This window comes from Streptomyces sp. NBC_01431 (genome assembly GCF_036231355.1).
GTDB lineage: Bacteria > Actinomycetota > Actinomycetes > Streptomycetales > Streptomycetaceae > Streptomyces.
In genome coordinates, this window is the sequence record NZ_CP109496.1 from 3,951,464 (window position 1) to 3,964,374 (window position 12,911).

Here is a 12,911-nt window from a genome sequence, read left to right on the forward strand (position 1 = left end):
CGCGTCGGGCCCTACTCGGCCGGGACCTCCGCGGGACAGCTCGTCCCCTCCCTCGGCAGCGCCCCCGTCGCGAAGAACGCGTCCGCCTTCGTCCTGACGCACTGGGAGGCGGTGTACGCACCATGGCCCTCGCCCTCATAGGTGAGCAGGACACCCGAACCCAGCCGCTTGGCGGTGTCCTCGGCCCACACGTAGGGCGTCGCCGGATCGCCCTTGCCGCCGACGACCAGGATCTTGGGCGCGCCGGGGTGGTTGATGCGGCGGATGTAGTCGGTGCCCGCGGGCCACCCGGCGCACGCGACCGCCCGCCCGGCCGCATTCGGCCCGAAGTAGGGCGATTCGGCGGCGAGTTGAGAGCGTACGGTGTCGAATTCCTTCACCGGGTCGGCCGGTCGCTCCGGGTCGTCCGCGCAGTTGACGGCGAGCAGCGCCTCATCGCTGTTGCCGGCGGCCGTCTCGTCCATCGCGCCGTTGAGCGAGATGAGGACCGAGGGATCGCTCTCCTGGAGCAGGGCGGCGATGCCGGAGGACAGGACCGGCCAGGAGGCCTGGCTGTACAGGGCGGTCCGTACGGCGCTTTGGAGGTCGGCGCCGGAGAACTCCTCGCTGTCGGCCGCCGTCACCGTCCGCCCGTCGGCGAGCTTCGCGACCGCCTGGTCGAAGGACGCCCTGACCTCCTGCGGGCTGGTGCCGAGCTCGCAGTTCTGCTGGGCGCAGGCCACGAAGAAGGCGTCGAGGGCCTGCTGTAGCCCCTTGGTCTGCGCCAGTACGTCCTGCTTGGCGGAGGCCTGCAAGGTGTCGACGGCGTCGAGGACCATCCGGCCGGTCTTGTTGGGGAACTGGCTCGCGTAGACCGCGCCGAGCCGCGTCCCGTACGAGATCCCCAGGTAGTTCAGCTTGTGCTCGCCGAGCGCCTGACGCAGGACGTCCATGTCCCGGGAGGCGTTGATGGTGCCGACGTGGTCGAGCAGCGGGCCCGTCTTGTCGTGGCACTCCGCGGCGATGCGCTTGGCCTCGTCGACCGCGGCGGCGCCCGTGTCCGGCGGGCTCGGGCCCTCCCCCTTCAGTTGCTTCATCTTGTCCGCGCCGCCGCAGTGCACGGGGGAACTGCGCGCGACCCCGCGCGGGTCGAAGCTCACCAGGTCGTAGTGCTTGGCGATCTGCGCGGCCTCGTCCCGGAACGCGGCCAGGCCGTCGACGCCGGATTCGCCGGGCCCGCCGAAGTTGAAGACGACGGAACCCTTGCGGTCCTTACCGCTCGCCTGCGTCGTGAAGCGGGAGACGGCGAGCGCGATCGCGCCCTTGCCGGGATCGGCGTAGTCGATCGGCACGCTGAGGGTGCCGCACTCCATGTCCCGTACGGAATCGAGGAGTTCACCGGTCTGGCCCTCGGTGGGCTTGCAGGGCTCCCAGCCGATCCGCTGCTGGTAGAACCGCCCCAGATCCGGGTCCGGCCCAGCGGCTTCGGTGACGGCCGCGGGGCCGATCAGTGCCAGCGCCGTGGTGGCTCCGGCCGCGATCACGCGTCGAGCGAGCATGGACTCACCCCTCCAGGAAGCCGAGCCCCCCGTTCAGGCTAGGCACCACCGACCGATCCCGCGCGCCGAGGCCGGTCACCCTCAGTAGCCGCTCGTTGGCGCGTCGTCCGCAACCAGTCTCCGAACGCCTCCGCGCCCCGGGCCTCGGGCCGCTCGGAGGTCAGGTGGCCCGCGCGCAGGGGCCGGCGTATGGCCCCGGGCAGGGGCACGTGCAGGAGGGCGTACCTGCCGGAAGCCGCCGTGCGCCACTGCTCGGCCAGGGTGCGCAGGTCGGTGACCTCCGGGCCCGCCGCCTCCACGCGGGCCCGGCGGGCAGCCGACTCCGCCGCGTCCGCCACGGCTCCCGCCGCCTCCACCGCGGCGATCGGCTGGAGGCGGACGTTCCGTGTGGCGGGCAGCACGCGGGCCCGGCCCGTCACGGTGAACACGCTCGCGACCAGCTCGTGGAACTGGGTGGCCCGCACGATGGTCCACGGCACCGGGCCGGCCGTCACCTCGTCCTCCTGCGCGGTCTTGACCTTGTAGTACGGCAGCGGTACGCGGTCGCAGCCCACGATCGACACGCACACGTGGTGGCCGACGCCCGCCGCCCGCTCCGCGGCGAGCAGCCGCCGCGTACCGTCCACCAGGGTGGCGCGCATGGTGCGCGGGGAGGTCGAGTTCGCCGCGTCGACCACCACGTCGCAGCCGGCGAGCGCCTCCTCAAGGCCCGCACCCGTGCGCAGGTCCACCCGGTACTCGGCCGAACTCCGGCTCAGCACCCGCACCTTGTGGCCGCGCTCCCTCAGCTGTGCCACCACATGGCGCCCCAGCGTGCCGGTGCCTCCGGCGACGGCTATGTCCAGCGTGCTCCGCCCGCTCGCGCTCTGTCCGCGCGCCTGGCGCTCGCCCGCAAACGGTCCGTGCGCGGGTTGCTGGCCAGCGGCGGCCGTGCCGGATGTGGTGCACGTGGCGTCCGGGTTCATGGCGTCCGTGTTCACGTCGTTGCTATTCGCGTTCACGTGGTTGCCATTCGTGTTCGCTTCGTTGGTATTCATGCCCCCAGGACGAGACGGCGGCGCCATGTGTGACAGTCCGGGCGACATCGAGACGCGGCAGACATGGGTGACCGTCACATGTGCAGGGATTCCGCGGCTTCCCGGTGGCCCTCCGGCTCCAGCTGGATCGTGGAGTGCGCCACGTCGAAGTGGTCGCCCACACAGCGCTGGAGCCGGGCGAGCAGCTCCCCGTACCCCCCGTCCAGGGCGGCCGCCGACACCACCACATGCGCGGTCAGCACGGGCATCCCGGACGTCACGGTCCAGCCGTGCAGATCGTGTACGTCCACCACACCCGGCTCATCAAGGAGGTGCTGGCGCACCTGGGCGAGGTCCATGTCCTGCGGGGTCGCCTCCATCAGCACGTGCAGGGCGTCGCGCAGCAGGCCGTACGCTCTCGGCACGATCAGCAGCCCGATCACGATCGAGGCGATCGGGTCGGCGGCCTGCCAGCCGGTGAGCAGGATGACCAGGCCGCCCACGATCACCGCGACCGAGCCGAGCGCGTCACCGAGCACCTCCAGATAGGCGCCGCGCAGATTGAGGCTCTTGTCCTTGGCATCCTTCAAGAGCCACAGTCCCACCAGGTTCGCGGCGAGCCCGCCCACCGCGACGGCGAACATCAGCCCGCCCTTGACCTCGACGGGTTCACGGAAGCGGCCGATCGCCGACCACATGACCCAGACGAAGATCGCCGCGAGCAGCAGCGCGTTCAGGACCGCCGAAAAGATCTCCACCCGGTAGAAACCGAAGGTGCGGCGCGGGGTCGGGGCGCGCTGGGCGAGCGTGATCGCGCCGAGCGCGAGGGACACCCCGATCGCGTCGGTGAGACTGTGCGCGGCATCGGCGAGCAGCGCGAGGCTGCCGGAAAGCAGCGCGCCGACCACCTGGATGAGGGTGATCGACACACTGATGCCGATGGTCCACAGGAGCCGCTTGCGATACGTGCCGCTGAGCGTGCCGGATGCGGCGGTGGGCGCGCCGTGGTCGTGTCCCATGCGCGCCTCCTCGTGCCGGGCGGGGCCCCGCACAACATCGCTGGTGCCGGGCGCCGCCCCCGCACACCTCGCCGTGCCGGCCGCCGCCCACGCCCCACACGCCTCACTCGTGCCGGGCGCGACCGCACACACGCCCCGCACACCTCAGAGGATCACGAGGTGTGCCCTCCCGCCACCGTGGGGGTCCCGGGGAGCGCCGACGCGATCACCTCCGGCAGCCGTACCCGGTCGGCCGAGGTCCCGACGCCCGTCGGCCGCATCCACCACGGCGCCGCCCCGGCCTCCGGCTCCCCATGGATGCCGCCCCCATGGGGCAGGGACCCGGGCAGGTCCTCGGCCATGTAGCGGCGCGCCGCCACGTGCCAGTTCAGGATGCCCGCGATCCAGTCCTGGAGTTCGGCCACATAGGTGTCCAGGGCCGCCCGCCCCGCCTCGTCGAGCTCGAAGTCGGCGTACAGAACGGGGAGTTCGTTGTCCACGACGTGCTGGAACTGTCGCAGCCGCGACCGCATCAGGTCGTCCGTGATGCGCAGGGCCGTCGGGTAGTCGCAGTTGAAGAAGTTCTGGATGACGAGGACACCGTTGTGCAGCTCGCCCTCGTACTCGATCTCCTTCTGGTACGAGAAGACGTCGTTGAGCAGGCAGCAGTAGTCCGCCGCCGAGTTCTCCAGGTTGCGCACCGGGCCGCTCTCGTAGATCCCGGACGGCAGCCGGTCCGCGTGGCGCAGCCGGGACAGGCTCATCGTGAGGTCGGAGCCGAAGGTGTAGCGGCGCATCTCGATGTAGTCGACCGGGTCGGGGATGCGGTGCTGGGCCTGGTTGTGCAGTTCCCACAGCCAGCTCTCCAGCATGACGTCGACCGACCGGCGGAAGGCCGCGCGGGCCTCGGGCGGCATCGGCCCGGCGGTGCGCGCCCACAGGTCGGCGAGGCCACGCTCCATGGGGGTCTGGGCCACCGCGAGTCCGGCCGCCGGCTCGTCCAGCGGCATGCACAGGGCGAACCGCTCGACGCAGGCCCGCGCCCCGGCCAGATCGCGCGAACGGCCGTACGCCAGCGGGAAGTAGTCGTCGCCGTACGTCCCCCAGGTCAGCCACTCGGCGCTGAGTTCCATCTCCTCCAGGGTCGCGTCGGGGTCGAGGCCGCCCGAGCACAGCGCGAAGTCGTAACCCGCGAGCTTCTCCGCGTCCCAGATGTCGTCGAGCAGGCCCATCCGGTCCGCCCAGGCGATGGAGAGCCGCCGGGCCTCGGCCACGTGCGGACTGACCGTCAGCGGGTACGGCACGTCGAAGTCGGGCAGCAGGGACTGCCCGACCTTCTGCATCGGTACGTGAGTGAAGCTGCGGTGCCGGGCCGCCGCCGGGCGGCCGAACAGCGTGGTGATGTCGAACGCCGAGGTGCCGAGCAACCCGTCGAAGAGGGCGGGCCCGGTGACCGCGCCCTCGTTCATGTAGCGGCTGGAGCGCATGTGCCACTCCTGCCCGCCGGACTGCCAGTCCTGGAGCCCCTTGGCGTACGCGGCGACGGCCGCGGACTCGGCCGGCGTGAGGCCCTTCTCCAGGCACAGCGCGGGGACTTCGGTCAGCGCGGTGTTCTCGAACTGCTGGAGCCGCGAGGTCAGCAGGTCGTTGACGGCTTCGGCCGCCTCCTGTGTCGTACAGCCGAGGAAGGTCTCCAACACCAGGACGCCGTTGCTGAGTTCACCCTCGTCCTCCACCTCGCGCTGGTAGGAGAACAGGTCGTTGCGCAGGTGCACGCCGTCGGCGAACGCGTCGGTGAGGACCCGCAGCGGTCTCGACTTCGCGACGGACGCGGGGAGTTCGGCGTTCGCGTACTCGATGAGTCCGGCCGACCAGGGCGCGCCGCCCACCTTGCGGCGCATCTCGATGTACTCGACGGGGTTGGCGATCCGCCCCGCGTTGATGTTGGCGAGCTCCCACAGCGACTCGTTGAGCAGATTGCGGGTGCTGACCGCGAAGCGCTCGCGCCAGGCCTCCGTCATGGCCGGGACGGTTCGCGCCCACAGGTCGGCGAGGCCCGCTTCCACGGGGTTGGTGGGCTCCGGGAAGCCGTCCGCGAGGTCCATGGGCATGAAGGCGGGCAGCCGGTCGAGGTACTCCTTGCCGCCCTTGCGGTCCAGGGTCCGCTTGAACATCTCCAGGAAGTGGTCGTCGAAGAAGAACACCCACACGTACCAGTCGGTCACCAGGGCCAGCTGCTCGGCGTCGCAGTCGGGGTGGGTGTACGAGCACAGCAGCGCGTAGTCGTGCGCTTCGAGGTCCTTCAGCTCCCAGATCCCGGAGCCCTCCAGCATGCCCATCCCGGCGGCCCACTCGCGGGTGTGCGCGCGGGCCGCTTCGAGATGGGGATTGAGCCGAGCCGGATACGGCATGTAGAAATCCGGCAGGACGAAAGGCTGGGTCACTGCGGTCGCCCCTCCTGGTACGCGCGTTGACGGTCGGGCCCGAACTACCCAGCCCCGACACGCCCATTCGGCACGCGTATGTCTGTCATACGAAAGCGTGAGTCCACTCGAAAACGCTTCTGTGGGGCGCGGCACGCAGTACTCGCCTCTGCGGTGCGCGGCATGCGGCACTCGCTTCTGCGGTGCGCGGCACGCAGCACTCGATTCCGCGGTGCGTGGCACGTAGTAATCCGCCCGCTGTGTCCACATGCGACCGGGGCACCGTCCGCCGATCATCGAGGCATGAACACAACCCTTCGGCTCGCCCAGCAGCCCGACGCGGACGAGCTGCTCGGCCGGAGCCCCCTGGCAGCCCTGGTCGGCATGCTGCTCGACCAGCAGGTCCCCATGGAGTGGGCGTTCTCCGGCCCGTACACGATCGCCACGCGCATGGGGGCGGACGACCTCGACGCCGGGGCGATCACCGCGTACGACCCGGAGGCCTTCGCGGAGCTCCTCAAGGAGAAGCCGGCCGTCCACCGCTACCCGGGCTCGATGGCGAAGCGCATCCAGTCGCTGTGCGCCTTCCTGGTCGAGGAGTACGGGGGTGACGCGGCCGCGGTGTGGACGGGCGCGGCGTCCGGGGCCGAGCTGCTGGGCCGCCTCCAAGCGCTGCCGGGCTTCGGCGAGCAGAAGGCGAAGATCTTCCTCGCGCTCCTGGGCAAGCAGTTCGGGGTGCGGCCCAAGGGGTGGCGGGAGGCGGCTGGGGCGTATGGGGAAGCGGGGTGCTTCCGCTCGGTGGCGGACATCACCGGCCCGGATTCCCTGGTGAAGGTACGCGCGTACAAGCAACAGGCCAAGGCGGCGGCGAAGGCGGCGGAGCCGCCGAGGTAGCCCGGGGGCCATGCCGCCCGCACCGCGCTGGAACGGCGAGATCTCCCGCCCCGGCCAGGCCCGGACGCGGCGTCGCCGTGGGCCTCGGGGCGTAAGTGGGGTGGTGGGCGCCTCGGCGGTATCCCGCGCCCCGGTTTCGTCCGTGTCGCGGGCGCGAAGGGGCTCGGGGGCGCCCGCCGTCCGGTCACTGTGGGTCAGGACGCGCCCCATACGCCGGTTTTCTTAAGTTTTGTTCAGGATTGCACTCGCGTTCCATGGCTGCGCCCGGAGCCGCTCGCCCGGTAGGCTTTCCGTGTGATCTTCAAGCGCATCGGAAGCGGGCGGCCGTACCCCGACCACGGCCGGGAAAGCACCCGGCAGTGGGCGGACGTCGCGCCGCGCCCGGTCCGGCTCGATCAGCTCGTGACCACCAAGGGCCAACTCGACCTGGAAACCCTGCTCGCCGAGGACTCCACGTTCTACGGCGACCTCTTCGCGCACGTCGTGAAGTGGCAGGGCGACCTGTACCTGGAGGACGGGCTGCACCGCGCGGTACGGGCGGCGCTCCAGCAGCGCCAGGTCCTGCACGCGCGCGTACTCGAAATGGACTGACCCCGACACCCGGGTGAGCCTTTCGGGCCTTTTGAGGCGCATACGGGCGCACACGCGCCCCCGCCGTTGATCATTTAGTAGGCATCATCACAAGGCGGCATTACGCTGCCGCTATGAGCATGCTCACTCCCCCCGGCATGGGCGGAAAGTACCGCATCAAGGGCGACACGTACCCGCGGATGCGACGTCCCCGAAGGCGCGGCCGACTCATCGCCGCGCTCGTCGGCGCGGTCCTGGCCCTCGGCCTGATCGGCTGGGGGACGCTCCAGCTCATCGACGTGTTCGGCGGCCACAGCGGCGCCAAGGCCGCCGCGCCCAAGGGGGACTGCAAGAAGAACTCCGCGTCCCCCGCCGCCCCGGCGCAGGCGCTGCCCAAGCCCGCCCAGATCACGGTCAACGTCTACAACGCGACCCCGCGCGGCGGCCTCGCCAAGTCCGTGGCGGACGAGCTGAAGAAGCGCGGCTTCGCGATCGGCAAGGTCGGCAACGCGCCCGAGGCGTACGACAAGAAGGTCCCGGGCAACGGGATACTGCTCGGCAACCCCGCGTCCACCCGGGGCCCGCTCTCCGTGCTGGGTACGCAGCTCAAGGGCGCGGAGCAGAAGGTCGACACGCGCAACACGCCGGACGTCGACCTCATCATCGGCACCACCTTCGGCGCCCTGAACACACCACAGGACGCGACCACGGCCCTGGCCGCCCTGGCCAAGCCCGCACCCGCGCCCTCGGGGAAGTGCTGAGCGCTCCGCGGAAGTGGTGCCCGCCGGCCGCGGACCGGCGGGGTCCCCCTGCTCGAACGAAGTCCAAGCTTGCGGGATCGCGCAGTTGTCCGCGCCCTTCAGGGCGCGGTACCGCACCGGACCGTCACGCGGTCGCCTAGCCGGCGGTCCCGTACATCCGGTCACCGGCGTCGCCGAGCCCCGGCACGATGTAGCCGTGCTCGTTGAGCCGCTCGTCGACGGAGGCGGTCACCACGGTCACCGGGGTGCCCGCGAGCTCGCGCTCCATGACCTCGACGCCCTCGGGGGCGGCGAGCAGCACCACCGCGGTCACGTCGTCGGCGCCGCGCTTGATCAGCTCCCGGATCGCCGCGACCAGCGTGCCGCCGGTCGCCAGCATCGGGTCGAGCACGTACACCTGACGGCCCGACAGGTCCTCGGGCATCCGGGACGCGTACGTGGAGGCCTCCAGGGTCTCCTCGTTGCGGATCATGCCGAGGAAGCCCACCTCGGCGGTCGGCAGCAGGCGCACCATGCCGTCCAGCATGCCCAGGCCCGCCCGCAGGATCGGGACCACCAGCGGGCGCGGGTGGGAGAGCTTGACGCCCGTCGTCGGCGTCACCGGGGTCTCGATGTCGACCTGCTCGGTGCGCACGTCCCGGGTGGCCTCGTAGGCGAGCAGGGTGACCAGCTCGTCGGCGAGCCGCCGGAAGGTCGGGGAGTCGGTGCGCTTGTCACGCAGCGTGGTGAGCTTGTGCGCCACGAGAGGGTGGTCGACGACATGGATCCGCATGACGTCCACAGTAGCCGGGGAGCAGGGGCACCGCGCCCCACCTGCTGAGGGCCGGCTCTGGCGTCAAGCGGCCGAACGGGGGGAAGGTGGGGAGCAGAACCGACCGGGGCGGTGTGAGCCAATGGCGGACGAGCACGACCGAGACCAACAACCCGAGAACGACACGGACCGCCGTCGGCGGCGCGCCCAGTTCCTGCGCGAACTGCACGAGGCGAAGGCGCTGCGCGACCGGGTCCAGCCGCGGCGCGCCCGCGCGGCCCGTATGCGGCAGGCCATGCGCATGCGAACCTTCCGCTGGTGACCCGCGAAACCGGTGCTCCCGAGCCCGTGATCGCGGCGACTGGAAAAACGCAACCGTGGAAGAACTCTCGCAACCGCGGTTTTTTCTGCCACGATTCCGAAGGAAGCCACAGCCGGGGGGACCCCCAACCGGCACGCCTATGACCAGTGGGAGAGTCACGGTGTACTTCGCCGCACTGCTCGCGCGCACCGAAGACGGGTGGGAAGCGAGCGACACAGAGCTCGACGATGTGGAAACGCTGTCCGATCTGGCCGACCTGGCCCGGGAAGCAGCGGCCGACGGGGCCGATGACACGGTGCTCGTCTTCATCGAGCAGGAGGACGCCTGGTTCGGCGTCGTCCGCGTCGACGGCGAGGAGGACCCACGCGTCTTCGTCTCCAACGCCGCCGTCGCAGCCCGCTCCTCGTACGGGGCCATGCTCACCGACGAACTGCTCGGCCACGACCAGGACGACGAGGAGGACGAGCTGGAGGCCCTTGACCTCGACGGCACGGAGGACGGTTACGAGGAGGAGGAGGCCCAGTCGGCCACGGACGACCCGGACGACGGGGACGACCCGTCGGACGGCGCCGTGCCGGCCGGTCCGCTCGGCGAGAGCGCGATCCTCGCCGACCTCGGCATCGGCGAGCGCGACCTCCTCGCCCTGGACGGCGACGCCCTCGTGACGATCGCGGACGCGCTGGGCGCGGCCGAGGTCCTGGAGGCCGTCCGCTAGTGCCCCATCCGCACGACCCCGTACAGCAACGATGGGCGGAGCCGATGCGTTCCGCCCTGGCCGGGGCCGCCGAGGCCGAGTCGGCCGGCGACGTGCCGGTCGGCGCGGTCGTGCTGGCCGCCGACGGCTCGTTCCTCGCGTCCGGGCACAACGAACGCGAGGCGACCGGTGATCCGACCGCGCACGCGGAAGTCCTCGCGATCCGCCGCGCGGCGGACCGGACCGGCCAGTGGCGGCTGACCGGCTGCACGCTCGTCGTCACCCTGGAGCCGTGCGTGATGTGCGCGGGCGCCATCGTCCAGTCCCGGATCGACCGCGTCGTGTACGGCGCCCGCGACGAGAAGGCCGGGGCGGCCGGATCGCTGTGGGACCTCGTACGCGACCGACGGCTCAACCACCGCCCCGAGGTCGTCGCCGGGGTCCTGGAAGAGGAGTGCTCGGCGCAGCTGACGGCGTTCTTCCGCCAGCGGTGACGGAGCTCTCGCAGAACCGATTTCAAACCACGGCCCACCTTGGGCTAAGCTCTCTCTCGGTAGCGTGTCCGAGCGGCCGAAGGAGCTCGCCTCGAAAGCGAGTGTGGGGAAACTCACCGAGGGTTCAAATCCCTCCGCTACCGCTTTCAACACCCCGCCGGGCTGAGGAAACTCAGAACGGCGGGGTGTTTTGCGTGGGTCGCCGGGTGCACACGCCACTCGCCCAACGACGTCAATCGCCGCCCGCCGAGCCGCTGGTGGCAACCCCCCGTCGCCCCCGCCCGAACCCTCCTGGCGCCAGCGCCCGCCGCGCATGCGAGAGCCCCCGGCCGGAAGAAGGGCGACCGGGGGCTCTCGCATGCTGGACGGGGGGAGCGGCATCGGGGGGACAAGCCGCTCCCCCCGATGAGAACAGAACCTGCAAGCCCTGCGCCGCGGTCAGGGGGGAAGCTCGCGGCGCGGACCCCGCAGTGAGGTCCTGATCCTGGCCCTCCGCATTCCTGCCAGATCCGGGGGGCTCAGGAACCATCCTGCTCTCCCGTCACACCCGTACCGCCGGGCGAAGGACCCCGATCGCCGGGCCGTTGGTCCATAAAGCCCGGGTGAGTACTGGCCGGGTGGCGGTTAGACTCACCCGACCGCACAGCGGACCGCCGGGGAGGGGCAAGGTAAGTGGACGTCAAGAAGGTCCTGCTCTACGTGGCCGTGGTCTTCGTGCTGTACACGATCATCACGTCACCCGTGCAGGCCGCCGGGATGGTCCAGACCGGGTTCGAGGGCATATCGAGCGCGGCCAAGGGCGTCGGGCAGTTCATGACCAATCTGGTCCGTTGAACCGCCGCCGTTCGGCCCCACCACAGCCGTAGGAGAAGTTCATGATCCGCCACCTGGTCCTGTTCAAGCTCAATGAAGGTGTCGCGCGCGACGAGGCCCGGGTGGCCGCCGGCGCGAAGGCGTTCCAGGAGCTCGACGGGCTCGTCCCCGAGATCCAGTTCTGGGAGTGCGCCTGGAACATCACCGAGCGGCCGATCGCGTACGACTTCGCCATCAACTCCGCCGTGGCGGACGCGGACGCGCTGAAGCGCTACCTGGAGCACCCGGCTCACCAGGCGGCCGCCGCGCAGTGGCGCGAGTTCGCCACCTGGGTGATCGCCGACTACCCGTTCTGACCCGGCCCGCAGCCCGGCCCCGCGCCTGAGAAGGCGCGGGGCTTTTTTGCTGCCCGGCGAGGCGCTGACCGGCCCATCTGCCCCAACTTGCCCTCAACACGTAGTTATACGGTGCTTGCACACAGTGGACATGTCTTGTGATGCTATGACCGCTTTTGACGGATGAGTTGACCGAACGCTAAGGGGTGGCGTGACAGTGCCGGCCAGTACGACGCCTCAAGTCCCACCCCAGAACGAGCCGCAGGACGCACGCGAAGTGCCCGCCCAGGAATCCCCGGAGGGCCCCAGGGACCCCGCGAGAACCTCCAGCCGGGGCGCGGACACCCGCGCCCTCACCCAGGTGCTGTTCGCTCGCCTCAAGGGGCTTGAGCCGGGCACCCCGGAGCACGACCGGGTGCGCGGGGCGCTGATCGAGGCGAACCTGCCGCTCGTGCGGTACGCCGCCGCGCGGTTCCGCTCCCGCAACGAGCCCATGGAGGACGTCGTCCAGGTCGGCACGATCGGCCTGATCAACGCGATCGACCGCTTCGACCCGGACCGGGGCGTGCAGTTCCCCACCTTCGCGATGCCCACCGTCGTCGGCGAGATCAAGCGGTACTTCCGCGACAACGTGCGCACCGTGCACGTCCCGCGCCGCCTGCACGAGCTCTGGGTGCAGGTGAACGGCGCCACCGAGGACCTGACGACCCTGCACGGCCGTTCCCCCACCACCGCCGAGATCGCCGAACGGCTGCGGATCGGCGAGGACGAGGTGCTCGCCTGCATCGAGGCGGGCCGCTCCTACCACGCGACCTCCCTGGAGGCCGCCCAGGAGGGCGACGGCCTGCCCGGCCTGCTCGACCGGCTCGGCTACGAGGACCCCGCCCTCGCCGGGGTCGAACACCGGGACCTGGTCCGCCATCTGCTCGTACAACTGCCCGAAAGGGAACAGCGGATCCTGATGCTCCGCTATTACAGCAATCTGACGCAGTCCCAGATCAGCCAGGAATTGGGAGTGTCGCAGATGCATGTGTCAAGGCTCCTCGCCAGGAGTTTCGCCCGGCTGCGGTCCGCAAATCGAATCGAGGCATAACCGGATCGAGTGGTCCGCGCTCCTGGCACATCCCTGCGAAAATTCTGCCCGCAAACGCCCGGCACCCCTTGCTTCCTGCACGTACTCCGGCCCGACTTGTCGACAAGTCACTACAGCGTGTTGCCGACATGTGACATTCTGCTGGAACCGCGTTTGCCGCAGCCCCCCGTCCGGTATTCAGGTGGAGGCTGCTTCCTCCGATGGTCGTG

At 70.6% G+C, this 12,911-nt stretch carries 14 protein-coding genes and 1 tRNA gene; 10 read left to right on the forward strand and 5 right to left on the reverse strand.

Annotated elements, in window-relative coordinates:
• Positions 1-11: 11 nt before the first annotated feature.
• The 4 genes from OG522_RS18145 to OG522_RS18160 all read right to left on the reverse strand — a co-directional run bounded on the left by OG522_RS18145 (position 12) and on the right by OG522_RS18160 (position 5,996).
• Positions 12-1,538 carry an alpha/beta hydrolase gene (locus tag OG522_RS18145; RefSeq protein ID WP_329464014.1) on the reverse strand — a complete coding sequence of 509 codons (1,527 nt, stop codon included), beginning with the start codon at positions 1,536-1,538 and terminating at the stop codon, positions 12-14.
• Between the two features lie 38 nt (positions 1,539-1,576).
• The gene (locus OG522_RS18150) at positions 1,577-2,575 is read right to left on the reverse strand and encodes an SDR family oxidoreductase (protein WP_329464015.1); all 999 of its coding nucleotides are present in this window, start codon (positions 2,573-2,575) and stop codon (positions 1,577-1,579) included.
• A gap of 74 nt (positions 2,576-2,649) precedes the next feature.
• Positions 2,650-3,573 carry a cation diffusion facilitator family transporter gene (locus OG522_RS18155; RefSeq protein ID WP_329464016.1) on the reverse strand — a complete coding sequence of 308 codons (924 nt, stop codon included), beginning with the start codon at positions 3,571-3,573 and terminating at the stop codon, positions 2,650-2,652.
• A 152-nt stretch (positions 3,574-3,725) separates the two neighbouring features.
• Entirely contained in the window at positions 3,726-5,996 is a 2,271-nt protein-coding gene (locus OG522_RS18160) for a terpene synthase family protein (protein WP_329464017.1), read from the reverse strand.
• A gap of 282 nt (positions 5,997-6,278) precedes the next feature.
• Between OG522_RS18160 and OG522_RS18165 the strand changes: the two genes are divergently transcribed.
• From OG522_RS18165 to OG522_RS18175, 3 genes are all read left to right on the forward strand, one after another.
• On the forward strand, positions 6,279-6,869 hold the full coding sequence (locus OG522_RS18165; protein WP_329464018.1) for an HhH-GPD-type base excision DNA repair protein: 591 nt from the start codon (positions 6,279-6,281) through the stop codon (positions 6,867-6,869).
• 294 nt (positions 6,870-7,163) lie between these two features.
• The gene (locus OG522_RS18170) at positions 7,164-7,460 is read left to right on the forward strand and encodes a type II toxin-antitoxin system VapB family antitoxin (protein ID WP_053725882.1); all 297 of its coding nucleotides are present in this window, start codon (positions 7,164-7,166) and stop codon (positions 7,458-7,460) included.
• 113 nt (positions 7,461-7,573) lie between these two features.
• Entirely contained in the window at positions 7,574-8,200 is a 627-nt protein-coding gene (locus OG522_RS18175; RefSeq protein ID WP_329464019.1) for a LytR C-terminal domain-containing protein, read from the forward strand.
• A gap of 136 nt (positions 8,201-8,336) precedes the next feature.
• Here the strand turns inward: OG522_RS18175 and upp are convergent, their stop codons facing one another.
• On the reverse strand, positions 8,337-8,972 hold the full coding sequence (gene upp / locus OG522_RS18180; RefSeq protein WP_329464020.1) for a uracil phosphoribosyltransferase: 636 nt from the start codon (positions 8,970-8,972) through the stop codon (positions 8,337-8,339).
• Positions 8,973-9,093: 121 nt separating this feature from the next.
• Here upp and OG522_RS18185 point away from each other — a divergent pair, with 121 nt between their 5' ends.
• From OG522_RS18185 to OG522_RS18215, 7 genes are all read left to right on the forward strand, one after another.
• Positions 9,094-9,273: a hypothetical protein gene (locus OG522_RS18185; RefSeq protein WP_329464021.1), complete on the forward strand. Its 180-nt coding sequence runs from the start codon at positions 9,094-9,096 to the stop codon at positions 9,271-9,273.
• A 139-nt stretch (positions 9,274-9,412) separates the two neighbouring features.
• Positions 9,413-9,988: a tRNA adenosine deaminase-associated protein gene (locus tag OG522_RS18190; RefSeq protein WP_329464022.1), complete on the forward strand. Its 576-nt coding sequence runs from the start codon at positions 9,413-9,415 to the stop codon at positions 9,986-9,988.
• A gap of 44 nt (positions 9,989-10,032) precedes the next feature.
• A complete protein-coding gene (gene tadA / locus OG522_RS18195; protein WP_329464023.1) occupies positions 10,033-10,461 on the forward strand; it encodes a tRNA adenosine(34) deaminase TadA in 429 nt (142 codons plus the stop codon).
• 58 nt (positions 10,462-10,519) lie between these two features.
• Positions 10,520-10,604 (forward strand) — tRNA-Ser (locus tag OG522_RS18200).
• A 529-nt stretch (positions 10,605-11,133) separates the two neighbouring features.
• Positions 11,134-11,295: a hypothetical protein gene (locus OG522_RS18205; protein WP_329464024.1), complete on the forward strand. Its 162-nt coding sequence runs from the start codon at positions 11,134-11,136 to the stop codon at positions 11,293-11,295.
• Positions 11,296-11,336: 41 nt separating this feature from the next.
• On the forward strand, positions 11,337-11,630 hold the full coding sequence (locus OG522_RS18210; RefSeq protein WP_329464025.1) for a Dabb family protein: 294 nt from the start codon (positions 11,337-11,339) through the stop codon (positions 11,628-11,630).
• 196 nt (positions 11,631-11,826) lie between these two features.
• The gene (locus tag OG522_RS18215) at positions 11,827-12,702 is read left to right on the forward strand and encodes an RNA polymerase sigma factor SigF (RefSeq protein ID WP_329467639.1); all 876 of its coding nucleotides are present in this window, start codon (positions 11,827-11,829) and stop codon (positions 12,700-12,702) included.
• Positions 12,703-12,911 lie beyond the last annotated feature (209 nt).

Excerpts from the sequence above, each read along its gene's own strand:
- OG522_RS18145 (WP_329464014.1), bottom strand. The coding sequence starts at position 1,538 with ATGCTCGCTCGACGCGTGATCGCGGCCGGAGCCACCACGGCGCTGGCA.
- OG522_RS18150 (WP_329464015.1), bottom strand. The coding sequence starts at position 2,575 with ATGAATACCAACGAAGCGAACACGAATGGCAACCACGTGAACGCGAAT.
- OG522_RS18155 (WP_329464016.1), bottom strand. The coding sequence starts at position 3,573 with ATGGGACACGACCACGGCGCGCCCACCGCCGCATCCGGCACGCTCAGC.
- OG522_RS18165 (WP_329464018.1), top strand. The coding sequence starts at position 6,279 with ATGAACACAACCCTTCGGCTCGCCCAGCAGCCCGACGCGGACGAGCTG.
- OG522_RS18175 (WP_329464019.1), top strand. The coding sequence starts at position 7,574 with ATGAGCATGCTCACTCCCCCCGGCATGGGCGGAAAGTACCGCATCAAG.
- upp (WP_329464020.1), bottom strand. The coding sequence starts at position 8,972 with ATGCGGATCCATGTCGTCGACCACCCTCTCGTGGCGCACAAGCTCACC.
- OG522_RS18185 (WP_329464021.1), top strand. The coding sequence starts at position 9,094 with ATGGCGGACGAGCACGACCGAGACCAACAACCCGAGAACGACACGGAC.
- OG522_RS18190 (WP_329464022.1), top strand. The coding sequence starts at position 9,413 with ATGACCAGTGGGAGAGTCACGGTGTACTTCGCCGCACTGCTCGCGCGC.
- tadA (WP_329464023.1), top strand. The coding sequence starts at position 10,033 with ATGCGTTCCGCCCTGGCCGGGGCCGCCGAGGCCGAGTCGGCCGGCGAC.
- OG522_RS18210 (WP_329464025.1), top strand. The coding sequence starts at position 11,337 with ATGATCCGCCACCTGGTCCTGTTCAAGCTCAATGAAGGTGTCGCGCGC.